This is a genomic window from Staphylococcus sp. HMSC057A08, assembly GCF_001812925.1.
Classification (GTDB): Bacteria; Bacillota; Bacilli; order Staphylococcales; family Staphylococcaceae; genus Staphylococcus; species Staphylococcus hominis.
Genome location: NZ_KV810854.1, coordinates 291,634 through 315,134 on the forward strand (window position 1 = coordinate 291,634; position 23,501 = coordinate 315,134).

23 protein-coding genes and 1 riboswitch are annotated in these 23,501 nt (G+C 31.8%); of the genes, 10 read left to right on the plus strand and 13 right to left on the minus strand.

Annotated elements, in window-relative coordinates:
- The first annotated feature begins 110 nt into the window (after nucleotides 1–110).
- Nucleotides 111–1,454 carry a branched-chain amino acid-like transporter carrier protein BrnQ3 gene (brnQ, locus tag HMPREF2881_RS06045; RefSeq protein WP_002449883.1) on the plus strand — a complete coding sequence of 448 codons (1,344 nt, stop codon included), beginning with the start codon at nucleotides 111–113 and terminating at the stop codon, nucleotides 1,452–1,454.
- 56 nt (nucleotides 1,455–1,510) lie between these two features.
- Here brnQ and HMPREF2881_RS06050 read toward each other — a convergent pair whose 3' ends face one another.
- The 3 genes from HMPREF2881_RS06050 to HMPREF2881_RS06060 are packed head-to-tail and all read right to left on the minus strand — an operon-like array spanning nucleotide 1,511 to nucleotide 3,603.
- Nucleotides 1,511–2,650 (minus strand): toxic anion resistance protein, encoded by a 1,140-nt coding sequence (locus HMPREF2881_RS06050; RefSeq protein ID WP_002488529.1) that lies wholly within the window; start codon nucleotides 2,648–2,650, stop codon nucleotides 1,511–1,513.
- Between the two features lie 39 nt (nucleotides 2,651–2,689).
- The gene (locus tag HMPREF2881_RS06055) at nucleotides 2,690–3,313 is read right to left on the minus strand and encodes a 5-bromo-4-chloroindolyl phosphate hydrolysis family protein (protein WP_002449786.1); all 624 of its coding nucleotides are present in this window, start codon (nucleotides 3,311–3,313) and stop codon (nucleotides 2,690–2,692) included.
- A 17-nt stretch (nucleotides 3,314–3,330) separates the two neighbouring features.
- Entirely contained in the window at nucleotides 3,331–3,603 is a 273-nt protein-coding gene (locus HMPREF2881_RS06060; RefSeq protein ID WP_002449833.1) for an acylphosphatase, read from the minus strand.
- Between the two features lie 167 nt (nucleotides 3,604–3,770).
- On the opposite strand from HMPREF2881_RS06060, the gene msaA reads away from it, so the two are divergent.
- A complete protein-coding gene (msaA, locus tag HMPREF2881_RS06065) occupies nucleotides 3,771–4,079 on the plus strand; it encodes a regulatory protein MsaA (protein WP_002488518.1) in 309 nt (102 codons plus the stop codon).
- 205 nt (nucleotides 4,080–4,284) lie between these two features.
- Complete coding sequence (gene cspA, locus HMPREF2881_RS06070) at nucleotides 4,285–4,485, plus strand: cold shock protein CspA (RefSeq protein WP_001831260.1); 201 nt, start codon at nucleotides 4,285–4,287, stop codon at nucleotides 4,483–4,485.
- A gap of 317 nt (nucleotides 4,486–4,802) precedes the next feature.
- Here cspA and lysA read toward each other — a convergent pair whose 3' ends face one another.
- The 9 genes from lysA to HMPREF2881_RS06115 all read right to left on the minus strand — a co-directional run bounded on the left by lysA (nucleotide 4,803) and on the right by HMPREF2881_RS06115 (nucleotide 15,149).
- On the minus strand, nucleotides 4,803–6,068 hold the full coding sequence (gene lysA / locus HMPREF2881_RS06075) for a diaminopimelate decarboxylase (protein WP_002449712.1): 1,266 nt from the start codon (nucleotides 6,066–6,068) through the stop codon (nucleotides 4,803–4,805).
- Between the two features lies 1 nt (nucleotide 6,069).
- Nucleotides 6,070–7,143, minus strand: coding sequence for an alanine racemase (locus tag HMPREF2881_RS06080; protein ID WP_002488525.1), 1,074 nt, complete (start codon nucleotides 7,141–7,143; stop codon nucleotides 6,070–6,072).
- Nucleotides 7,144–7,149: 6 nt separating this feature from the next.
- On the minus strand, nucleotides 7,150–8,301 hold the full coding sequence (locus HMPREF2881_RS06085; RefSeq protein ID WP_002449799.1) for an amidohydrolase: 1,152 nt from the start codon (nucleotides 8,299–8,301) through the stop codon (nucleotides 7,150–7,152).
- 108 nt (nucleotides 8,302–8,409) lie between these two features.
- Complete coding sequence (gene dapD, locus HMPREF2881_RS06090; RefSeq protein WP_002449858.1) at nucleotides 8,410–9,129, minus strand: 2,3,4,5-tetrahydropyridine-2,6-dicarboxylate N-acetyltransferase; 720 nt, start codon at nucleotides 9,127–9,129, stop codon at nucleotides 8,410–8,412.
- 24 nt (nucleotides 9,130–9,153) lie between these two features.
- Nucleotides 9,154–9,879: a 4-hydroxy-tetrahydrodipicolinate reductase gene (gene dapB / locus HMPREF2881_RS06095; protein WP_002488532.1), complete on the minus strand. Its 726-nt coding sequence runs from the start codon at nucleotides 9,877–9,879 to the stop codon at nucleotides 9,154–9,156.
- A 2-nt stretch (nucleotides 9,880–9,881) separates the two neighbouring features.
- Nucleotides 9,882–10,763, minus strand: a complete 882-nt coding sequence (gene dapA, locus HMPREF2881_RS06100; RefSeq protein ID WP_002488541.1) for a 4-hydroxy-tetrahydrodipicolinate synthase — start codon at nucleotides 10,761–10,763, stop codon at nucleotides 9,882–9,884.
- A gap of 1 nt (nucleotide 10,764) precedes the next feature.
- Complete coding sequence (locus HMPREF2881_RS06105; RefSeq protein ID WP_002488524.1) at nucleotides 10,765–11,754, minus strand: aspartate-semialdehyde dehydrogenase; 990 nt, start codon at nucleotides 11,752–11,754, stop codon at nucleotides 10,765–10,767.
- A 59-nt stretch (nucleotides 11,755–11,813) separates the two neighbouring features.
- The gene (locus tag HMPREF2881_RS06110) at nucleotides 11,814–13,019 is read right to left on the minus strand and encodes an aspartate kinase (RefSeq protein ID WP_176744869.1); all 1,206 of its coding nucleotides are present in this window, start codon (nucleotides 13,017–13,019) and stop codon (nucleotides 11,814–11,816) included.
- A 77-nt stretch (nucleotides 13,020–13,096) separates the two neighbouring features.
- Nucleotides 13,097–13,272, minus strand: a riboswitch (Lysine riboswitch).
- 272 nt (nucleotides 13,273–13,544) lie between these two features.
- Nucleotides 13,545–15,149, minus strand: a complete 1,605-nt coding sequence (locus HMPREF2881_RS06115) for an ABC-F family ATP-binding cassette domain-containing protein (protein WP_002449802.1) — start codon at nucleotides 15,147–15,149, stop codon at nucleotides 13,545–13,547.
- A gap of 148 nt (nucleotides 15,150–15,297) precedes the next feature.
- Here HMPREF2881_RS06115 and cvfB point away from each other — a divergent pair, with 148 nt between their 5' ends.
- From cvfB to phoU, 6 genes are all read left to right on the plus strand, one after another.
- Nucleotides 15,298–16,194: an RNA-binding virulence regulatory protein CvfB gene (gene cvfB / locus HMPREF2881_RS06120; RefSeq protein WP_002449860.1), complete on the plus strand. Its 897-nt coding sequence runs from the start codon at nucleotides 15,298–15,300 to the stop codon at nucleotides 16,192–16,194.
- A gap of 234 nt (nucleotides 16,195–16,428) precedes the next feature.
- Nucleotides 16,429–17,379 (plus strand): PstS family phosphate ABC transporter substrate-binding protein, encoded by a 951-nt coding sequence (locus HMPREF2881_RS06125; protein ID WP_002449750.1) that lies wholly within the window; start codon nucleotides 16,429–16,431, stop codon nucleotides 17,377–17,379.
- A 182-nt stretch (nucleotides 17,380–17,561) separates the two neighbouring features.
- Nucleotides 17,562–18,488, plus strand: a complete 927-nt coding sequence (gene pstC, locus HMPREF2881_RS06130; protein ID WP_002449801.1) for a phosphate ABC transporter permease subunit PstC — start codon at nucleotides 17,562–17,564, stop codon at nucleotides 18,486–18,488.
- A 1-nt stretch (nucleotide 18,489) separates the two neighbouring features.
- The gene (pstA, locus tag HMPREF2881_RS06135) at nucleotides 18,490–19,410 is read left to right on the plus strand and encodes a phosphate ABC transporter permease PstA (protein ID WP_002449903.1); all 921 of its coding nucleotides are present in this window, start codon (nucleotides 18,490–18,492) and stop codon (nucleotides 19,408–19,410) included.
- Nucleotides 19,411–19,487: 77 nt separating this feature from the next.
- Nucleotides 19,488–20,417: a phosphate ABC transporter ATP-binding protein PstB gene (pstB, locus tag HMPREF2881_RS06140; protein WP_002449852.1), complete on the plus strand. Its 930-nt coding sequence runs from the start codon at nucleotides 19,488–19,490 to the stop codon at nucleotides 20,415–20,417.
- 6 nt (nucleotides 20,418–20,423) lie between these two features.
- Nucleotides 20,424–21,074 carry a phosphate signaling complex protein PhoU gene (phoU, locus tag HMPREF2881_RS06145; protein ID WP_002449706.1) on the plus strand — a complete coding sequence of 217 codons (651 nt, stop codon included), beginning with the start codon at nucleotides 20,424–20,426 and terminating at the stop codon, nucleotides 21,072–21,074.
- A gap of 99 nt (nucleotides 21,075–21,173) precedes the next feature.
- On the opposite strand, the gene pepF is transcribed toward phoU, so the two are convergent.
- Nucleotides 21,174–22,982 carry an oligoendopeptidase F gene (pepF, locus tag HMPREF2881_RS06150; protein WP_002449848.1) on the minus strand — a complete coding sequence of 603 codons (1,809 nt, stop codon included), beginning with the start codon at nucleotides 22,980–22,982 and terminating at the stop codon, nucleotides 21,174–21,176.
- 167 nt (nucleotides 22,983–23,149) lie between these two features.
- On the opposite strand from pepF, the gene HMPREF2881_RS06155 reads away from it, so the two are divergent.
- A complete protein-coding gene (locus HMPREF2881_RS06155) occupies nucleotides 23,150–23,494 on the plus strand; it encodes a hypothetical protein (RefSeq protein ID WP_002449774.1) in 345 nt (114 codons plus the stop codon).
- Nucleotides 23,495–23,501: the final 7 nt, after the last annotated feature.

Consider the following 23,501-nt stretch of genomic DNA (forward strand, 5'->3'; position numbering starts at 1 on the left):
TGTATATTGATTTATAATATTCAAATTTTTGTGACATACATAGACTTGTAAATTCTTTTTGTGCTAGAATGTTAAATATTGCAAACATATACATAAAAAGGAGCAAGTCTATGAATAAACATACTTGGATTATCGGCTTTACGCTATTTGCTATGTTTTTTGGCGCAGGTAATCTAATTTTTCCTCCTAATTTAGGACAAGAAAGTGGTGCCTATTTCTGGCCAGCAATTTTAGCTTTTTGTTTAACTGGAATAGGCTTACCATTACTTGGAGTAGTCGTTGGGGCACTTGATAAACAAGGATATATTGGTGCCTTTAATAAACTGTCACCGAGATTTTCAGTTGTCTTTCTAATTATTATTTATTTAACCATTGGACCTCTATTTGCTATACCACGTACTGCATCTACGTCTTTTGAAATGACTATTACACCCATTACTCATTCAAATAGTAATATGTCTTTATTCATTTTTACACTTATTTATTTTATTATTGTTTTATATTTATGTATTAATCCCGGTAAAATAGTAGATCGAATTGGATCTTTATTAACTCCTTTATTATTAATTACAATTTTGGCTATGATCATTAAAGGATTTGTAGACTATAAGGGACACGGTTCATCTCATGGAAATCCAGAAACATATTCTTCAAATATAGAAAGTTTTTCCCATGGCTTTATTGAAGGGTATTTAACAATGGATGCAATTGCAGCAATTGCATTTTCAATGATTGTGGTTAATGCCATTAAAGCAACAGGAGTTAAACACACCAATCAAATATTTAAACAAACAGTTATAGCTGGGTTTATTGCCGCCTTAGCATTAATTTTTATATATGTTTCTTTAGGGTATATTGGTAATCATATGGGAATAAGTCAAAATACGATTACAACTCTAATGGCTAAAAATCAAAATATAGGAACTTATTTACTTACTACAATGGCTACAAATGGCTTTGGTGTTCTAGGCAAATACTTACTAGGTATCATTGTTGCTTTAGCTTGTTTAACTACAGCTTGTGGACTTATTGTATCTGTGAGTCAATACTTTAATAGTATATTTCCAAAAATTAGTTATAAGGTATATGTTATAGGTTTTACAATTATCAGTTTTATATTGGCTAATTTAGGATTAAATTCTGTTATAAACATGTCTGTTCCTGTATTAAGTATTATTTATCCTGTAGCTATTACTATGATTATTTTAATCTTACTTGCGCGTTTTATTCCAACTAAACCTATTGCGCAACAAATACCTATTATCATTGTTAGTCTTGTTTCAATTGTAAGTACAATAAATACGTTAGGTTTAATAAAATTAAATGTTATAAATCATTTACCTCTTAAGCAATATTCTTTAGAATGGTTACCTATAGCTATCATTTCAATCATAATAGGGTATATCGTATCTAAGTTTATAAATCAATCGTATATTGTTTATCAAAAGGAATAGATATACTAAACACCGGTTACTTCTTTAAATGAGAGCAATCGGTGTTTTAATTTTATCTATTCTTTTTTCATAGTAAGTAAATGTTCTTTTAACTCATTCTCGAGTTGTGATAATTCTCTTTCAGCTTGTTGACGTTTTTGACGTCCATTATATTGAATTTGCAGTGTTTGTTCAATCGTTTCAATGATGTCATTTTGAGTCGCTTTAAGCGTTTCAATATCTACGATACCACGTTCATTTTCAGTAGCCGTTTCAATTGCATTTTGTTTTAACATGGCTGCATTTCGAGTAAGCAAGTCATTTGTGGTATCAGTAACTGCACGCTGAGCTGTTACTGCATTTTTTTGTCTCATTAAAGTGAGAGCAATAGCCATCTGATTTTTCCATAAAGGAATACTTGTGAGAATAGAACTTTGAATTTTTTCGGCTAATGCTTGATTCACATTTTGAATCATGCGAATTTGCGGTGCTGTTTGAATTGCTATTTGACGTGATAATTGTAAGTCATAAATTTTTTTATCTAATCGATCAACAAATTGCTCCATATCAGCGACACTTTGAATATCCATTTGATTACCAGATTGTTCTGCATGTTGACGCAATTTAGGCAATTCATTAGCATTTATGTCTTGTTTTTTACGCTGTGCAGCAGCAATATATAGAGAAACATCATCAAAATATACTTTATTTTGTTCATAAAGATGGTCGAGTAACTGAATGTCTTTAGTTAAATTTCCTTTATGCTTATCCAATTGAATGGTGATTCTATCAACTTGTGAACTTACAGATTGCATTCTAGAGAATACTTCATTTATTGAAGCTTTTGTTCGTCTAAATAAACGTTTAAGTTTAGATTGATTGTCTTGATTCAAGTCATCAGGATTAACTTCACTTAACTTAGACATTAATTGATTTAAAGTATCACCAATAGGACCCACATCTTTCGATTGAACTTCATCTAACATTTGATGTGAAAATTGAGACATGTTCTGCTGTAGATGTGTCCCAAAAGATAATAGGCCTTCACTATCTAATGGTTTGATTTGTTGACTAATTGAATCAATTTTTTTTAAATCTTGTTCGTTAAATTGTTGTTTAAAGTCTTGCTTAACATTTTGAGTTGAAACATCATGCGTTTGATGATCTATATAATCATCTAATGGATGTGAGTTAATAAATTGGTCTTTTTGATTCATTTAAAAATTCTCTCCATTCCTTATCTTAACTTTAAATTATTATTCTTTATATCGTTTTTGTTGTAACCGATTAAGTTCCATTTCAATATCTAAACGCTCATAATCATCTTCATTAAGTCTTTTTAAATCTGCAATAAGTGTACGTTTCACTTCATCTAAAGTAATACGTGTTCGCTCTAATTTTTGCTTTTCTTTAGCAGATTTTTTTGGCATTTTAGATAAACGGGTATATGCATCAATTAAATTTAGTGCATTATCTATATGCGAATAAAAGAAACTTTCTACCTTGAAGAATGATGAAGGTCTCTGTTTAACAGCAAAATGAATAGACTTAGAAATTTTATAAATATCATTAATTTGACGAAAATCTTTAATCGATCTGATATTAATATATGATTTTAAAATATTACGAATTTTATTATGTGATTGATTGAGTTGCTGATTAACAAAACGATAGTCTCTACGTGATAATCCAATTTCATTTAAATATTTTTTGGATGTCAATCTTTGAGTAGGAAAATAAGATACAAAAAACATTCCAATACCTATTAGGGCATCAAGTATAAAGGATAAATCAAATCCAAATACACTTGTCACCCATGAGATAATAGCTATTGGAATTCCTACTAAAACACCCAGAAGTCGAGAAAGGTTATATCTCAATATTCATCTTCCTTTATTTAATAAATCGTTTTAAATTCTGAGTATCTATTTGTTGTGTCTAAATCTTCAATACTATAATCAGAAACTGAAGATGCAGGAGAAGCACCAGCAATCACTTTATCAATAAATGATTTTATTTGTTCCTCGTCACCTTGAGCATATATATCTACATAATCCTCAACATTTTGAACAGTACCAAATATATCAAGTTTTTTTGCAATTAATTCAGTATGATGACGGAACCCTACACCTTGGACAGTTCCAAATACTTGTATATGTTTACGTTGCATCATTATCACCTCTACATTATATTATACGTATTTTTCCTACAAAAAACTAATAATTAATACACATATCATCTTTATCTCAATTAAAAGAACGAAGTCTTTAAGCTTGAATTCGTCTAAAAAAAAGTTACAATATTTATTAGAGTTTTAATTTGAGAGGGGACTTAGTCATGTGGACAGTTGCAAAGATTCGTGCTGACTACGAGGGATGGTGGTTATTTAGCGACTGGACAGAAAAAATCGTAGAACAACATCATTATAGTAACTATGAAGAAATGTTAAAAGATTATCAATCAATTATTAAAAAAAGTAAAAAATATTATAATAATTATGTTATTGGGAAATATAATATTTATGCATTTTATAATAATTGTGATTTAAATTTTTGTGAAGATTGTGATGAAGATTCACAAATATTTTATAGTTTTATTGTTTTAAATAATAAAGAAGTTTATTATAATCTACCAAAAATTAATTAAAAGAGAATTTTCTATAATTGTATTGCAATTTAGTTCAAACTAACATATAATAGTTACCAAGCAATAGTTTTATTCCATATTGCAAAGAATATCTGTAATATTGATTGATAGCATTTTGTTATTTATACATATTTATAACACGTATTTTTTGTAATATGCGAATAATGCATATTGAATGAATTTTAGTCTTGGAGGTTTCACAATTATGAAACAAGGTACAGTTAAATGGTTTAACGCTGAAAAAGGTTTTGGCTTCATCGAAGTTGAAGGAGAAAACGACGTATTCGTACACTTCTCAGCAATTAACCAAGAAGGTTATAAATCATTAGAAGAAGGTCAATCAGTTGAGTTTGAAGTAGTTGAAGGCGATCGCGGTCCTCAAGCTGCAAACGTTGTTAAACTATAATTTATAGATTGCAAAAATTGACTTTAGTAACACCTTACCAAGATGTAGGGTGTTTTTTATATATAATTGAGGCTTGGACATAATCCCAGAAAAATAGCCAGTAAATGAGTTTTTTAAAACTCATTTACTGGCTTCTTTATTTATGATACTTTCTGTTATTGGATCATTTTCTTAAAGAACAGCTTCATCCTGTTCCTTCAAGTATTTCGCCAACATACTTTATCTTCAATTAAAACAATTCTTGATATCTGAATTCAATGAATTCAGATATCATCATGGTGCAACATTAACGGGTAAGTATAAACTTTTTCGTTATTTTATTTTGTATCATTAATTATTAATTGACGTAATGATTGACGTTTAATAACTTCACGTGCTTTTCCATCTTTTAAGAAGAAAACAGGTGGTTTTTGCATTTGATTATAATTAGATGCCATAGAGTAATGGTATGCGCCAGTAGATAAAATGGCTAAATAATCTCCACGTTTTACAGAAGAAGGTAACATAGCATCTCGGATAATAATATCTCCAGATTCACATAACTTTCCGGCAATAGTTACCGTTTCGTCTGCCTCCTCATGACGATTTACAAGTAATGCTTGATATTTTGCTCCATATAAAGCAGTTCTAATATGATCACTCATACCACCATCAATAGAAACATATTTATTTACTTCAGGAATGTCTTTAATTGTTCCAACTTCATATAAAGTAATGCCCGCTTCGCCAACAATTGAACGTCCTGGTTCAATACCAATTTCAGGAACGTCGTAGTTTAATTTTTCTGATTCAGATTTAATCGCATCTGTAATTTCAGCGATACCTTCTTCAATAGGGAAGCTCACATCACCTTCGACATATTTAATACCAAAACCACCACCTAAGTTAAGTAATTCAACTTGGATATGATGCTCATTAAGCCAATTTAAAACAATTTTAGCTGTTTCAATCATAGCTTCAGTACCCTCAATTTGTGATCCTACATGGAAATGTATTCCTTTTAAATGAAGATGCTTTGATGCTTTGACTTTTTCAACTGCTTGAATTGCAAGACCATGGCGAATTGAAAGACCAAATTTACTATCTTCTTGACCAGTTTGAATAAATTCATGGGTATGGGCCTCTACTCCAGGATTCACACGAATGACAACATTAACTGTATCACTTGCATAGCGATCGATTAATTCAATTTCTTCTAAAGAATCAATAACAAAGTAGCCAACTCCACTTTCTAAAGCATATTGTATTTCACGTTTCGTTTTATTATTGCCATGGAAGTGGATGCGACTAGGATCAAATTTAGCCTCTAATGCTGTATAAAGCTCACCTTCAGATACGACATCTAATTGTAAGTTTTCTTCTTGAACTAACTTTACCATTTGAATGCAAGTAAAGGCTTTAGAAGCATATGAAATATTGTATTTTAATCCACTTTTTTGAAAAGCATTATGAAATCGACGCATTTGATTGCGAATTTCATCTTCATCATAAACAATGGTAGGCGTGCCAAAACTTTGAGCTAGTGTTTTCAAACTTGTACCCGCCATTGTTAATTCACCGTAATCATTATATTTAACTGACATTTTATCTAAACTCCTTTATAAGAGAATCATGATTCATCGCACTAAGTTGTTCTGAATTAGCGCCAACACCTTTGAATGTGTATTCATCAATGCGTATATCATTATTATATAGTATCACTTCATCTTGTGCATGAACATCATCATCGACTTCAACAAACATGTGACTCATCATTAATGCTCGAATAGGGTAACGTTTACCATTAATTAATGCTTCGTGTGTTGCACGTTTTTTTAAAATACCATCACCATAGCCAATATCAACAACTGCAAGATGTGTATGATCATGCATTGCTTCAAATGCAAAACTATAACCACAATAATCACCTTTATTTACTTCACGAACTTGAATTACATTTCCTTTTACGGTTAAGGCTTGTTCAATCTCATGTTCACCTAATTTGCTATATGGTCTTGAACCATATAAAGCGATACCTACACGTGCATGTGTATGATAGGGAAGAAGTTGTTGTCCTTCGCGATAATAACTCGCACTGTTTTGCGCATGGATAAGTTCAAATTGGTATCCTTCATTTAATAATGTATTAACGACGTTTAACCATGCTTCCCGTTCAATCCCATACTCTGGAACATCAAATTCATCTGCATATCCAAAATGCGTCCATAGGCCAACGATATTCATTTTACTTCCATTATCATTTTCATGATGATGAAGTACTTCTTTAATTTCATCAAGATTTTTGAAACCTGAACGATGGAGTAAATTTTCAAATTCTAAGTGAACATTAATATCTTTTAATTCACTTTTGTACTGATAATAATATTCTAAAGAGGGAAGCGTCATTTGAATATTATTATTTCGAACTGTATCAAAGTCATAAACTGCATTCATTAAAAAGATTGTGGCATGAGGCGCAAGTTTACGAACTCTCACTGCTTCTTTTAAGGAAGTAGTACTAAATGTATGGATACCCGCTTCTAAAAATGTTCTTACTGCAAACTCTAATCCATAATGATAAGCATTATTTTTTACAACTGCCATTATTGATTGATTATTCTTTACTTTAGTTGCATTTCTTAAAAATATTTTTGAATCAACTGACCAAACTGCTGTCAATTTAATTTACTCCTTTCCATAATGGTTCAATATTTGTTCATAGTAATTGGCAACATCAATAAGCACTTTTTCGTCAAAATTTAAATGCGATGTATGTAAGCCTGTGATAAAGCCTTTATCTTCATTTCGAGTTCCTACAAAAGCAAAGTAAGACGGTGCTAATTGTTGGCCATAAAAACTAAAGTCTTCGCCGAATAAAAATGGCAGAGGCTTTTCAATAACTTCTAAATTAGCAGATAGAATAGATTTTTCAACGGTATGACGTAGTTTAGGACTATTCATTGTAGCAGGATATCCTTCTTCAAATTTGACTTCACAATCAACATTGAATAATAATTTCACACTTTTTGCAATTTTATTCATTTGATTTTTCACAATATTTAAATCAGTGGCATCATAAGTACGAATAGTTCCTTCTAAATAACCGTTACTAGGCACCGTGTTAATTGCTTCGCCTGCATTAAAGTGGCCCATATGAACAATATTACGTTTTAGTCCATTTAAATGATATTGCTGTATTTGACCAACTTGATTTAAAACATGAATCAGTGCTTCGCCACATGAATGACCTTGCTCTTTATCAGCTACATGACTAGATAATCCTTTTAGGAAAAAACGATATTCAGTGGCACTTGCTGTAATTTCTTCATCGCGTATCACGACTTGTCCTTCCTCAGCGAAAGGATTGACATGAATGCCAAATACTGCTTCAATAGGATATTGATTAAAAGCACCTGCTTTAATTAAGCGATTTGCGCCTCCGCCTGTTTCTTCAGCTGGTTGGAAGATAAACACGACATTATGAGGTAATTGATGTTGATCAGCCATCACCTTACATCGTTTAACAAATAACATCAATGCTGTTGTATGACCATCGTGACCACAAGCATGCATCACATTATCTGTTTGACTACGATAATCGACATTATTTTCTTCAAAAATGGGTAGGGCGTCAATGTCTGCCCGAAATGCAATTGTATGGTCACTATTACCTTCTAAATATGCAATAGCACCCGTTTCAAGAGGTTGTTCGTAAGGTACATTTAATTCATCTAGAAATCGAGTAATATATTGAGTTGTCTCAAATTCGTGAAGACTTAATTCTGGATGTTGATGTAAATGTCTTCTATGTTGTGTGACAAATTCTAATTCGCTCATCTTAATCAATCCTTTATTCATTTATTATTCAACTTATGTATTCATTTAATTGTAAAGGCTGAGAACATGTTGTCCCAGCCTTTAGCATTCAATTATTCAAGTTTGTCATTAATCATTTAATTTTCTTAACGCTGCAACAATTTCTCGTTTAGAGTCTTGAACTTCAGATGTTTGTTTAATGACTTTAGCAGGTGTACCAGCTACAACCGCACCGGCAGGAACATCTTGAGTCACGATAGCACCAGCAGCTACAATAGCGCCTTCGCCAACTCTTACGCCTTCTAGAATAACTGCGTTTGCGCCAATTAATACATTATCTTCGATTACTACTGGAGAAGCACTAGGTGGCTCAATAACGCCCGCTAATACTGCACCGGCACCTACATGAACATTTTTACCCGTTGTCGCACGACCACCTAATGTTGCATTCATATCAATCATAGTGCCTTCACCTACAACAGCGCCAATATTGATTGTTGCTCCCATCATCACAACGGCACCGTCTTCGATAATAGCTTGTTCACGAATGAATGAACCTGGTTCAATACGTGCATTTGTATTGGTTAAGTCTTTTAAAGGAATAGCAGAATTACGACGGTCCATTTCAATTTCTAAGTCAGTAATATGTGATTGATTGGTTTCATAAAATGTTTTCCAATCATCCGCTTCACAAAATATTACTTTTGAATCATCAGATCCGAATACTTTAAATGTATTAGGAAAAGTGACGTCATTGAATTGTCCATTTACGTATACTTTTAATGGTGTTGATTTTTTAGCATCACTAATATATTGAATAATTTCTTGTGCAGATAAGTGTTGTACCATAGTTTAGAATCTCCTTAAGTTATTTTATAAGTTGTCAAATGTATAGAAACCATTTGATTTTGTGTTTAATTTTTCAGCAGCTGTAATTGCGCCATTTGCAAAAATGTCCTTAGATTGCGCTTTATGAGAAATGGTAATTGTTTCATCTGTGCCAGCAAATAAAACATCATGTTCGCCTACAATTGTACCGCCACGAACTGAATGAATACCGACTTCATCTTTTTCACGTTTTTCAGTTCGCTCATGTCGATCGTAAACAGGCGTTACATTTTCACGTAATTCTTTAATAACATCATAAAGTTTGACTAGCGTGCCACTTGGCGCATCTACTTTTTTATTATGATGAGCTTCAGTTAACTCAATATCATAATCGTGTAAAAGGGGAACAGCTGCTTCTAGAATTTTAGTTAATGCATGGACGCCATAACTCATATTTGCACTGAAGAAAACAGGCATACGTTCGCTTAATTGTTCTAATTTTTGAATTAGTTTTTCTTTTTCACCAGTAGTAGCAATCACTAAAGGTAATTCAAAACCTTCATCTAATAAAGGTAATAATAGATTAGGATTAGAGAAGTCGATCGCTACATCAGCTTCATTTTGTGCGTCTGCAATATGATGATAAGGTTTATATGGTGAATGTTGATGGTCTTCTGGCTCAATTGTACCAATAATCTCATGACCTTTTTCTTCTGCTAATCTGGCAACGCGTTGATTCATTGTGCCATATCCAATGAGTAAAATTTTCATTTTTATTCCTCCGCTTTAAACGCTTTATAAGCATTCACTAATACATTTGCTTTTTCTTTCTCTAGTGGTAATAAAGGTAATCTTAATTCATAATTTCCAAATCCTAAATGACTTGTTAGAGCTTTAATTGGAATAGGGTTGACATCAACTGAAAGTGCATCTAACAATTGACCAATTGGTTCAAAGTCTTTCTCAATTTTTTTCCCATTTTGTTTAGCATCATAGAGTGCTTGAAATTCTTTCGGAATAACGTTAGCAATGACAGAAATTACGCCATTACCTCCGCGATTATAGAATTCTACGACATTATCATCATTACCACTGTAAAGAGCAAATTCATCTTGATGAATACGTTTTTTTACTTCTTCGTAATAGTTAAAGTCATTTGTAGCATCTTTAATAGCTACAATATAATCATTATGACTTAATGTTTCGACTGTTTCAGGATCAATTGTCATATTCGTTCTTGAAGGTACATTATATAAAACAACAGGTAACTTAACTTCATTCGCGATAGTTTCAAAATGTTTAATTAAGCCACGTTGATTCGTTTTATTATAGTAAGGTGTGATTAACATAATACCATCTACACCTAATTCTTTAGCACGTAATGAAGCTTGAATAGATTTAGCTGTATTATTTGTACCAGTTCCAGCGATAATAGCCACTTGATGATTAACTTGTTTAATCACTGCTTGAAGTACTGTTTCTTTCTCTTCTTCTGTTAAAGTAGGGCTCTCTGCTGTAGTACCGTTTACAATAATTGCTTTAACATTATTATCAAGTAAAAATTGAACATGTTGTTCTAATGCTTTATAGTCAACTTCATTATTAGTAAATGGAGTAGCAAGCGCTACACCTACACCTTCAAAAATATGTGCCATATTATCTAGCTCCTTTTAATTTAATGACTTGTTCTAACACTTGAACTGCATTTAAAGCTGCACCTTTAAGTAGGTTATCTGAAGTACACCAAACATGGAAAGTATTATCAAGTGAGTCATCACGACGAATTCTACCTACAAACACTTCATCTTTACCTGTTGAATTAATAGCTAAAGGATATTCATTATTTTCAGGATTATCTACTAAAACAACACGATTATCGTTTTCAAATAAATCTTTAATTTCTTGAACTGTTGCTTCTTTATCAAGAGTGACATCAATTTCTACGCTATGACTATCTTGAACAGGTACACGTGCACATGTTGCAGTCACACGTAAGTCAGGTTGTCCTAAAATTTTTCGTGTTTCATCAATCATTTTTTGCTCTTCTTTTGTATATCCATCTTCTAAGAAAACATCAATATGTGGTAAAACATTATTATAAATAGGATGTGGATAAGCTTCTGGAGCTTTACCATTCGCACCTTCAGCTAAGTCTCTCTTACCTTTAATCCCTGAACCTGAAACTGCTTGATATGTTGTATAAGCTACACGTTTTAATCCAAAAGCATCGTATAAAACTTTGAGTGGCACGACCGACTGAATTGTTGAGCAGTTAGGATTGGCAATGATACCACGTTTAAATTCTGGTTGGTTAACTTCTGGTACAATTAAGTCCACATCGTTTGCCATACGCCATTGACTTGAATTATCAATAACAATTGCTCCAGCTTTTTCGAAAATAGGGGCAAATTGTTTACTTGTTTCGCCACCTGCACTCATTAGCACGTAATCAAATTTTTCACTTGCTGCTTCTTCTGTAAGTTCTTGAACTGTATATGTTTTCCCTTGAAACTCAATTTCTTTTCCTGCTGATCTTGCTGATGAGAATAATACTAACTCATCAAATTGAATATGTTTACGATCAATTGTTTCTAACATTTTTGTTCCGACTAATCCTGTTGCTCCAACTACTGCTAATCTTGTCATAAAAGAATCACTCCATTTAAATATTAATTGAATTTTAAATTACTTATTTTAACTTAAGTTTAAATATCAAAAGCATCGTATAAAACTTCAACCGCTTTATTTCCATTTTCTGCATCAATAACATAAGAAATACTAATTTCAGAAGTTGTTGTTTGATAAAATGGAATATTAGAATTAATTAACGTAATAAATGCTTTTGAAGCTACACCAGACATATCACGCATTCCTGAACCAATTAATGAAATTTTGACGTACGCTTCATTAATTTTATAATCTAATGCATCAAATGTTGTAGAAAGTTCCTCTAAGATACTTGAAATTTGTTGTACATCACTATCTTTAATAGAAAAAGATAGTTGTAAACCTTCAACATTTACGATTTGAGAAATCATATCCACATTAACTGAACCTTCATCTAAAGCAGTAAATAATTGAGTTAGAAGTCGATTATCTGGAAGAGGATAACTAATTGTTACATGCATCATATGTGTATCTAATGCAACTCCAGTTACGGCTTTTTTTTCTAATATTTCTGTTCTTGGCATAATCCATGTTCCTTTCACATTTGATAACGTTCTACCTAAATACAAGGGGATATCATAATTTTTAGCAAGTTCTACACTTCTTGTTTCTAACACACCAGCACCTAAAGCGCTCATTTCCATCATTTCTTCATAAGACACATAATCTAAACGTTTTGCCTCACTCAACATTCTTGGATCAGTAGCATAAACGCCATCAACATCAGTGTAAATTTCACAAGGGATTTGATTACTAGCTGCTAATGCAACAGCAGTCGTATCTGAACCACCACGACCAAGCGTAGTTAACTCTAATTCGTCGTTCACTCCTTGGAAACCTGCTACAACTAAAACATCCTTGTCTTTAAATTCCTTGTTAAATGTTTCAGGATTAATTTCTGCAATTCGACTTTTTAAATGATGACCTACTGTTTTGATACCTGCTTGATATCCAGTCATAGCTCTAGCACTTACGCCAATATCATTTAATACCATCGACAAATAAGAAACTGTTTGTTGTTCACCAGTTGTTAATAATAGAGCAAGTTCTTCATCTTTTGGTGTTGTTGTAAGATGAGAAACATTTTCCATTAATTGATCTGTTGTTTTGCCCATAGCACTTACGACAACAATAAGTTGTTCACCGTCATCTACACGGCGTTTAAGCATTTCTGCAATATTTTTTATCTTTGTAAAATCGGCGACAGATGAACCACCGAACTTTAAAACACGTCGTTTCAAGATTTTACCTCCTAGAATTTAGGGGCACACGTCATAAAAAAGAGCAAGTTCGGAATGTGCGAACTTGCTCGTAATTTATATACAAGTGATGCACTCCATTATTAAATAATAATGACAAACTCTCAGCTCTTAACCACAAAGTCCAACGAACGCTTACTGCGGTTGCAATTCGTTTCGGCATCGCACCCTTTCTATATTAGCCGTGGCAGACAGTATTCTAATATATACTAATGATTGATGCGCCTCATCAATTTCTTATTCAATTACTATGTTTTTAATTATACATAAGCACCTTTTAACTGTAAACCGATTTTTGTGATTTTTTGAAATAAACTGAAAATTATTAAAGTAATATTACTGTTAAAGAAAAGAGATAGTAATAATAAGTAATTTGTGTAAATAATAACAATAATTCGAAAATAATAATATTTTATAAAAAAACTGTCGATAAAGTTCGTTATTTATCGACAGTTTTATACATATTTTAAATTTTAAAAATAGAAGATACCTTATTAAAATCCTGTTATTTTATTTTTGTAACACACCAATTTCTTTTAGATATTCTTCATATGGCAATTCTTTAGATAAACTACCTGGTTGGTTTAAGTCAATCACACGATTAGCGATTGTATTAATAAATTCAAAATCATATGAAGTAAAGATAATTGATCCTTTGAATGAAGCTAATCCATCATTAACAGCTGTAATGCTTTCTAAATCAAGATGATTCGTTGGCTCATCAAGTAGTAAAACATTGGCACTTGAAAGCATCATTTTACTTAACATACAACGTACTTTCTCTCCACCTGATAATACACTTGCTTTTTTCTTAACTTCTTCACCGCTAAATAGCATACGTCCTAAGAAGCCACGTAAAAATGTTTCAGTTTGTTCATCTTCAGGAGCATATTGACGTAACCATTCAACTAAATTCATATCTACGCCTTCGAAGAAATCAGAATTATCTTTAGGGAAATAGCTTAATGAAGTTGTCACTCCCCATTTAAATGAACCTTCATCTGGTTCCATTTCACCAGCAAGTATTTTTAATAGGGTAGTTTTAGCAATTTCACTATCGCCAATTAAAATAGCTTTATCATTTGGATTCATAGTGAATGAAATATTATCTAAAACTTTTTCACCATCAATTGTTTTTGAGATACCATCAACTACTAATAAATCGTTACCAATTTCTCTTTCTGGGGTGAATTTCACATAAGGATAACGTCTTGAAGATGGTTGAATATCATCAAGTTCAATTTTCTCTAATTGCTTCTTACGACTAGTTGCTTGTTTTGATTTTGACGCATTCGCAGAGAAACGAGCAATGAAGTCTTGTAATTCTTTAATTTTTTCTTCTTTTTTCTTGTTTTGTTCTTGAGCCATTTTTTGAGCAAGTTGACTTGATTGATACCAAAAATCATAGTTACCAACATAGACTTTGATTTTGCCAAAATCTAAATCTGCAATATGTGTACATACATTATTTAAAAAATGACGATCATGAGATACGACAATGACAGTATTTTCAAAGTTAATTAAGAAATCTTCTAACCAACTAATGGCAGGAATATCAAGACCATTGGTAGGCTCATCGAGTAATAAAACATCTGGATCTCCAAATAAACTTTGTGCCAATAATACTTTTACTTTTTGATTATTTTCTAACTCTGACATTTGCTTATCATGTAAATCTGGGGTAATACCAAGTCCTGATAGTAGGGAAGCTGCATCTGCTTCGGCATTCCATCCATTCATTTCAGCAAATTCACCTTCTAATTCAGCTGCACGAATGCCATCTTCATCACTGAAGTCAGGTTTCATATAAATTTCGTCTTTCTCTTTCATCACTTCAAATAGACGTTCATGACCTTTTATAACTACATCTAATACACGTTCATCTTCATAAGCAAAGTGATCTTGTTTTAATACTGCTAAACGTTCATCTTTCCCAAGAGAAACATGACCCGTTTGTGAATCAATTTCTCCAGATAAGATTTTTAAGAAAGTAGATTTACCTGCACCATTCGCACCGATAAGTCCATAACAATTACCTTCAGTAAATTTAATATTTACATCTTCAAATAGTTTACGATCACCAAAACGTAAACTTACATCCGTAACTTGTAACATTCATTTACTCCTTTATTCATCGTTTATCTAACGCAAAAAATTATATCATATAATGTTCCTATATTCGACCTTATATCATTTATGTCAATGATACTTTACAAAACTCATGTTATAATACTTAGAAATACACTGCTTAAAGGAGACAACTATGGCATTAGACAAAGATATCGTTGGTTCAATTGAATTTCTAGAAGTTCTTGGATTGGAAGGCTCTACTTATTTATTAAAAGGTCCAAATGGTGAACAAGTGAAGTTAAATCAGTCAGAAATCAATGAGGAAGATGAATTCGAAATTGGAGAAGAATATAGTTTCTTCATTTATCCAAACCGTTCAGGTGAATTATTTGCTACTCAAAATATGCCTGATATTACAAAAGATAAATATGATTTTGCAAAAGTATTAAAAACAGATAGAGATGGTGCAAGAGTAGATGTTGGTTTACCAAGAGAAGTGCTTATTCCATGGGAAGATTTACCTAAAGTTAAATCGTTATGGCCTCAATCAGGAGATTATGTATTAGTCACATTAAGAATCGATAGAGATCATCAAATGTTCGCGCGTTTAGCTAGTGAAACAATTGTGGAAAAAATGTTTACACCTGTATCTAATGATGATATGCAAAATCAAGTATTAAAAGCAAGACCTTATCGTTTATTACGTATCGGTACTTTTTTATTAACTGAGGATGGTTACAAAGTATTTGTACATGAGTCTGAACGTAAACATGAGCCAAGACTAGGCGAAGCTGTAGAAGTACGTATTATCGGGCATAATGAAAAAGGTGAATTGAACGGTTCATTCTTACCACTCGCACATGAACGTTTAGATGAAGATGGTCAAGTCATCTTTGATTTGTTAGTAGAGTATGATGGTGAACTTCCATTTTGGGATAAATCAAGTCCGGAAGCAATTAAAGAAGTATTCAACATGAGTAAAGGTTCATTTAAACGTGCAATTGGTCATTTATATAAAAGAAAAATTATAAATATTGAAACTGGAAAAATTACATTAACTAAAAAAGGTAAAACCCTTATTCAAGAATAATGAGTTCATGAAAAACGAGTTTCTTCTATATTATATAGATAGTTCAAAACCATTGAAAGGTAACACTTTCGATGGTTTTTTTATGGGTTTTATTTATATAAAACATAAGTTTTTTGATAAATTAACAAAATATTTACAATTACTCTATTTTACATTAACAAAAAGTATGTAATATAAGCATTGTAAGAAATACATATAACATTTTGGGTTATCTATAATTAGGAGGATGTTTTAATGAAGAAATGGCAATTAGTTGGTACAACTGTTTTAGGTGCTACTGTTCTTTTAGGCGCATGTGGCGGTGGAAATAGTGGCGGCAGTGGTTCAGGAGATGGAAAAGACCTTGAAGGTTCTGCAAAAGGTGAAGGTTCATCTACTGTTGCTCCAATCGTTGAAAAATTAAATGAAAAATGGGCTAAAGATCATCCAAGCGCAACTATTTCATCTGGTCAAGCAGGTACTGGTGCTGGTTTTGAAAAATTCATCGCTGGTGAAACAGACTTCTCACAAGCTTCTAGACCTATCAAAGATGAAGAAAAACAAAAATTAGAAGACAAAAACATTAAATATAAAGAATTTAAAATTGCACAAGATGGTGTAACTGTTGCTGTTAATAAAGATAATGACTTTGTAAAAGAATTATCTAAAGATCAATTGAAAAAAATCTACAGTGGCGAAGCTAAAACTTGGAAAGATGTAGATTCTAGCTGGCCTAACAAAGAAATCAAAGCTTTCTCTCCAAACTCAAGTCATGGTACTTATGACTTCTGGGAAGAAGAAGTTATGGATAAACAAGATATCAAAGCTCAAAAAAATGGAGATACTAACGTTATCGTTCAATCAGTTGAGAAAAACAAAGAAAGTATTGGTTACTTCGGTTATAACTTTTATAAACAAAATAAAGATAAATTAAAAGAAGTTAAAATTAAAGGTGACGATGGTAAATCTGTAGAACCTACTAAAAAGACTATCCAAGATGGTTCTTATCCTTTAAGTAGACCATTATTCTTATATGTTAAAGAAAAATCATTAGAAGATAATGATGTTATGAGAGAATTCTTGAAATTCACTTTAGATGATAAAGGTAAATCAGCTGAAGATGCTGGATACGTTGCTTCACCAAGCAAAGTTTATAAAGATGAAATTAAAGAATTAGATAAATACAAAAAAGATTCTGACAAATAATAATCATTATTAATATAAAGGGCTGGGAATTAACAACTCATGTAAATGTTACATGAGTTGTTCAGGATATATACATGGGTGATTGTTAAAGTGTTTTAAATTAATTTGAACTCATTCGTTACCTGATAATTTCCTGCTCTTTTTTAAAATCTATTGGGAGAAATAAAAAGAGAGGGTTACATATGGCTTCTAACACTAATGTTAGAGAGATGATAGCTAAAAATAACGCTAAAAAAGGTGGATTTTCTGATAAAATCGTGCCAATTATTTTAGGAATTATTGCTGCCATCTCTATTTTAACAACTATCGGTATACTATTTACGTTAATCACTGAAACAATCACATTCTTTACACGTGTTTCAATTACTGAGTTTCTTTTTACTAAAGATTGGAGCCCTACAAGTTCTGATCCTAAATATGGTATTTGGGCTTTAATTCTTGGTACTTTAAAAATCACTTTCATTGGTACTTTAGTGGCTGTTCCTATCGGATTAGGGGCTGCAATCTACTTAAGTGAATATGCAAGCGATAAAGCAAGACGTATTATTAAACCTATTCTTGAAATCTTAGCTGGTATTCCAACTATCGTATTCGGTTTCTTTGCTTTAACTTTTGTAACACCTTTATTAAGAACATTTATACCTCAACTCGATAGTTTTAACTCTATCAGTCCTGGTATCGTAGTTGGAATAATGATTGTTCCAATTATTACAAGTATGAGTGAAGATGCAATGGCTTCTGTACCTAATAAAATGCGGGAAGGTGCTTTTGGTTTAGGTTCAACTAAATTTGAAGTGGCAACTAAAGTCGTATTACCAGCTGCCGCTTCTGGTGTAATTGCTTCAATTGTACTTGGTATTTCTCGTGCTATTGGTGAAACAATGATCGTATCATTAGCTGCAGGTAGTTCACCGACATCATCTTTAACATTAACAAGCTCTATTCAAACAATGACAGGTTATATTGTTGAAATTGCTACAGGTGATGCGACATTCGGTTCAGATATTTACTATAGTATTTATGCAGTTGGCTTCACATTATTCATTTTCACATTAATTATGAACTTAATTTCATACTGGATATCTAAGCGTTATAGAGAGGAGTATTAATATGACAGCAACGACTGATCCAAGAGCTAAAGGTTTAGTTGACAAAAATAAAGTCGAAAAAAATCTATCTAGTCGTGATAAAAAAAATAGTCTTAATAAATGGCTATTCTTTGCATGTATTGTATTTGCTTTAATCGTTCTTGCCGCACTACTGATTCAAACACTTGTAAAAGGTGTAGGACATTTAACACCTGAATTCTTTACAAGTTTCTCATCTTCAACACCATCACAAGCTGGGATTAAAGGCGCATTAGCTGGTACATTATGGTTAATGATTACTATTATCCCAATTTCTATTATCTTAGGTGTTGGTACAGCAATTTATCTTGAAGAATACGCACGCGATAATATGTTTACAAGTTTCGTTAAAATTTGTATTTCTAACTTAGCTGGTGTCCCTTCAATTGTATTTGGTTTATTAGGTTTAACATTATTTGTACGTGGCGCTGGTATTGAATCATTATCTTTAGGAAATACTGTTATCGCTGCTGCTTTAACAATGTCATTACTTATCTTACCGATTATTATCGTTTCAAGTCAGGAAGCGATTCGTGCCGTACCTAATTCTGTAAGAGAAGCATCTTATGGTCTAGGTGGAAACAAATGGCAAACAATTAGAAAAGTGGTTTTACCCGCTGCTTTACCTGGTATTTTAACGGGATTTATTTTATCACTTTCACGTGCATTAGGTGAAACAGCACCATTAATCTTAATCGGTATTCCGACTATTTTCTTAGCAGTACCATCTGGTTTATTCTCAATGTTTACTGCTTTACCAACTCAAATTTATACTTGGGCTAAAATGCCACAAGCTGAATTCCAAAACGTGGCATCAGCAGGTATTATCGTATTACTTGTTATCTTATTATTAATGAACGGTTTAGCAATTTTCTTACGTAATAAATTTTCTAGAAAATATTAAGCATTTTATTATTAAAGTTATTTGGGATAGAGAGAAAGGTTTCTGCTTTCTCTCTTAAAATAAAAGGAGTTTTATATATGGCAAAAATCAATGTAGATGAAAAGAAAAAGAACGTTGAAGATGTTGTTGATCAACACTCAAATCACACTCATCCAACAAACGACACACAACATAACGACAATCAGTCGCAAAAGACAACAATTGTAACAACTAATAATGAAAATAAAAAAGATATTAAACCTGACAGTGAAAGAAAAGTAGTTTATTCAACTCAAAATTTAGATTTATGGTATGGTGAAAATCATGCTTTACAAAACATCAATTTAGATATCTTAGAAAATAATGTCACTGCGATTATCGGACCTTCTGGCTGTGGTAAATCAACGTATATTAAAACATTAAATCGTATGGTTGAATTAGTACCATCAGTTAAAACTGCGGGTAAAATTTTATACAGAGGACAAAATATTTTTGATAGCAACTATTCAAAAGAAAAACTAAGAACGAATGTAGGAATGGTATTCCAACAACCAAATCCGTTTCCTAAATCAATTTATGACAATATTACTTATGGTCCAAAAATCCATGGTATTAAAGATAAAAAATTACTTGATGAAATTGTTGAAAAGTCATTACGTGGTGCTGCAATTTGGGATGAATTAAAAGACAGATTACATACAAATGCGTATGGATTATCAGGGGGACAACAACAACGTGTTTGTATTGCTAGATGTTTAGCAATTGAACCAGATGTTATTTTAATGGATGAACCTACGTCTGCATTAGATCCTATCTCTACTTTAAGAGTTGAAGAACTTGTTCAAGAATTAAAAGAAAATTATTCTATCATTATGGTTACACACAACATGCAACAAGCTGCACGTGTTTCTGATAAAACAGCATTCTTCCTTAATGGTTATGTAAATGAATATGACGATACTGATAAAATCTTCTCTAATCCTTCAGACAAACAAACAGAAGATTATATTTCTGGTCGTTTTGGTTAATGCTTAATGAAAATTATTAGACAAAAATATGAAGGCCAATTGGACGATTTAATTAAAGAACTTCGTCGTCTTGGTCTTCGTGTTTATTCAAATGTTAACAATGCTATTGAATCATTGAGTGAAGATGATAGAAACTTTGCTAGACACGTTATTGAAAAAGATAAAGAAATTAACAAATTTGATTATGACATTAACGAACAAGTAATCATGTTAATTACGAAACAACAACCCATTGCTACTGATTTAAGAATGATGATAGCAGCTTTAAAAATTTCTACTGATTTTGAAAGAATGGGGGATAATGCTGCAAATATCGCTCATATTCGACTAAGAGTAAAAATTACAGATCATTATGTCTTAACACGTTTAAAAACAATGGGTAAACTTGCATTATTAATGTTAGAAGACTTAAATACTGCTGTTAAAAATGAAGATTTAACATTGATTAAAGAAATTATCGAACGTGATAAAGATATTGACGATTTATACGTGAATATTGTTAACACAACTTATCTAATTGATAATGATCCGTTTGTAGCTGGACAAGCGCATTTAGCTGCACGTAACTTAGAAAGAGTAGGGGATCATGTAAGAAATATAGCAGAAAGTGTTTATTATTACTTTACTGGTGAACATTTTGATAAATATGATCGTTAAACTACTTTATAGTTGATAGTTTTATTCAAACTAAAAAAATCAAAGTAAAGGAGTGAGACACTATTCATTTTGAATAGTGTCTCACTCCTTTATAATACATTAATTATGTTCGATTTCATTTGTAAGTATTTCTACTTCATCTACTAATTCTGAAATATACGCAATAGTAGATTTAAGTGGGGCATTTGTTGTTATATCAACGCCTGCTACTTTTGCAAGTTCAACTGGATTTTTACTTCCTCCAGCTTTTAACGTTTCTAACCATGCATCGACTGCTTTTTGTCCTTCTTTTTTAATTTTTTGAGAGACCACTGTGCCAATAGTTAATCCAGCTGAATACGTATATGAATATAATCCCATATAATAATGTGGTTGTCTCATCCAAGTTAATTCCATTCCATCAGTAAGTTCAACCGCATCACCAAAGAATTGTTCATAAACATTTCTCATTAACTTATTAAGAACCGGTGCTGTTAAAGATTCACCGTTATCAACTTTTTTATATACTTCTCTTTGATATGCTGCTTCTAGTAAATGCGTGACCATATTATGATAATATGTGCGAGATATGATTGAGCCAATCACCCATCGTTTAAAACGTGCATCATTACTATTACTAAATAAGTAGTTTGCCATTAGCATTTCATTCATTGTAGAAGGCGCTTCTACAAAATACATAGATGCTTCTGAATCTAATAAATGTTGATGTTTTTGTGACAATGTAAAATGACCAGCGTGACCCAATTCATGCGCTAATACGAAGGTTTCTGCCATTTTACCTGTCCATGAAATAAATACATATGAATGCGTAAAATAAGGGCTAGCACAATACGCGCCAGTATCTTTACCTTTATTTTGAGCAAAATCAATCCATTGATGATTATAAGCATTATCAACCATTTTAATATAGTCATCGCCTAAAACACCTAAAGCACCGTGAATATATTGTTTTGAGTCTTCTATTGAAATATCTGGTTCATAACTTGGATCAACTGATATTTTTAAATCTTCAAATCGCATTTTATCTAAGTTATGAATTCTTTGCAGTATTTTGGCATATTTTTGCATCACAGGTGCTAAATCACTCATGATGACATCAATTTGTCTATCATACATTTCACGTGTAACTTCTTGTTCTTGTAGTAAATAATCTATAACAGAATCATAGCCTCTTAAATTAGCCTCAATTTTTTCTTGTTGCACATGTTGATTATATGTTGCAGCTGTTGTGTGTTGATATTTACGTAATGCATTACTAAAAGCTTCGAAACTTTTACGTCTAAACTCTGGATCTGAACTGTCTTCATATTCGTTTTCAAAAGTTGCATAATCTAAAGGATACGTTTCATGATTATGTTCAAACGATTCAAACGCAATATCAAGCATTTTAGTTGTTCCATAGAGTTCATAAGCACTTTGAAAAGTAGGTGACAAACTAGCAAGCACTTCTTCAACTTCTGAAGATAATTGATAAGGTTTACGTTTTATTAATTTTTCTAGATAATGAGGACTATTGAACTGTTCTTTTAGCTCTTTTAATTTATCATCAGAGAGTATCATTATTTCAGATTCAACAAATGATAATAAACTAGATATCTTACCATAAGATGTTGATAGTTTGGCATTTAACGTTTGCGCTAATTCATTTGTAGTATCGACACTTAATCTAAGTTCAGCATAATTACCTAATCGATCAAATTGTATAAGTAAGTCTTCATATTCTTTAAGCGCATCTAGAATAATTTTAGTTTCTGATAAATTATTTTTATATTTTCGATTAAATTGATCGGATTTCTCTAATACATCATTTAAAGTATTATAAAATGCTTCATCATTCGTAAATAAATCTTCTAAATTCCATTTTTCATTATCTGGAACATGTTTTCTGAGTGGTAAGCCTGTGTTCATTTTATTCACTCCTAAATAGTTAGTCTCATATATATTATACATAATATTATTTGTAAACTCAGTTTTAAGCCTTTAGTCTGAGTCATTTTAATAATTAAGAAGGTATAATTATTTATAAAAGTATTGTATATTACATATTATAAAATATAAAAGTTGAGGCGTTTTTTATGACGATATTTGATATGCCAAATTATCTTTGGATTACAATCGTAGCAATGATGATATTAACTGTCTTTTGTACATTGGTACTGAAAAAATGGTTTTCAGCAACAGTAATTACCTTCGTTGTTTTAGCAATATTAGCTTTCTTTATTCCTAATTTTTATAATATAACGTTCCAGCCTTTATTAGGCTATGCGGCTTTTCTTGCCATTATAAGTTTAATGATTAGTTTCCTTTTATGGTATTTTACAAGAGGATGGCGCCGAGAACGTAAAGAAAAGCAATTGGAAAAAGAGATGAAAAAATATGATCACGACGAGTACATGTATCGCCGTCGTGATAGAAGATAAATATAAG

Coding starts and splice junctions, on each gene's coding strand:
- brnQ (WP_002449883.1), top strand. CDS start 111: ATGAATAAACATACTTGGATTATCGGCTTTACGCTATTTGCTATGTTT.
- HMPREF2881_RS06050 (WP_002488529.1), bottom strand. CDS start 2,650: ATGAATCAAAAAGACCAATTTATTAACTCACATCCATTAGATGATTAT.
- HMPREF2881_RS06060 (WP_002449833.1), bottom strand. CDS start 3,603: ATGCAACGTAAACATATACAAGTATTTGGAACTGTCCAAGGTGTAGGG.
- msaA (WP_002488518.1), top strand. CDS start 3,771: ATGTGGACAGTTGCAAAGATTCGTGCTGACTACGAGGGATGGTGGTTA.
- cspA (WP_001831260.1), top strand. CDS start 4,285: ATGAAACAAGGTACAGTTAAATGGTTTAACGCTGAAAAAGGTTTTGGC.
- lysA (WP_002449712.1), bottom strand. CDS start 6,068: ATGTCAGTTAAATATAATGATTACGGTGAATTAACAATGGCGGGTACA.
- HMPREF2881_RS06085 (WP_002449799.1), bottom strand. CDS start 8,301: ATGAGCGAATTAGAATTTGTCACACAACATAGAAGACATTTACATCAA.
- dapD (WP_002449858.1), bottom strand. CDS start 9,129: ATGGTACAACACTTATCTGCACAAGAAATTATTCAATATATTAGTGAT.
- dapB (WP_002488532.1), bottom strand. CDS start 9,879: ATGAAAATTTTACTCATTGGATATGGCACAATGAATCAACGCGTTGCC.
- dapA (WP_002488541.1), bottom strand. CDS start 10,763: ATGGCACATATTTTTGAAGGTGTAGGTGTAGCGCTTGCTACTCCATTT.
- HMPREF2881_RS06105 (WP_002488524.1), bottom strand. CDS start 11,754: ATGACAAGATTAGCAGTAGTTGGAGCAACAGGATTAGTCGGAACAAAA.
- HMPREF2881_RS06115 (WP_002449802.1), bottom strand. CDS start 15,149: ATGTTACAAGTTACGGATGTAAGTTTACGTTTTGGTGATCGTAAACTA.
- cvfB (WP_002449860.1), top strand. CDS start 15,298: ATGGCATTAGACAAAGATATCGTTGGTTCAATTGAATTTCTAGAAGTT.
- HMPREF2881_RS06125 (WP_002449750.1), top strand. CDS start 16,429: ATGAAGAAATGGCAATTAGTTGGTACAACTGTTTTAGGTGCTACTGTT.
- pstC (WP_002449801.1), top strand. CDS start 17,562: ATGGCTTCTAACACTAATGTTAGAGAGATGATAGCTAAAAATAACGCT.
- pstA (WP_002449903.1), top strand. CDS start 18,490: ATGACAGCAACGACTGATCCAAGAGCTAAAGGTTTAGTTGACAAAAAT.
- pstB (WP_002449852.1), top strand. CDS start 19,488: ATGGCAAAAATCAATGTAGATGAAAAGAAAAAGAACGTTGAAGATGTT.
- phoU (WP_002449706.1), top strand. CDS start 20,424: ATGAAAATTATTAGACAAAAATATGAAGGCCAATTGGACGATTTAATT.
- pepF (WP_002449848.1), bottom strand. CDS start 22,982: ATGAACACAGGCTTACCACTCAGAAAACATGTTCCAGATAATGAAAAA.
- HMPREF2881_RS06155 (WP_002449774.1), top strand. CDS start 23,150: ATGACGATATTTGATATGCCAAATTATCTTTGGATTACAATCGTAGCA.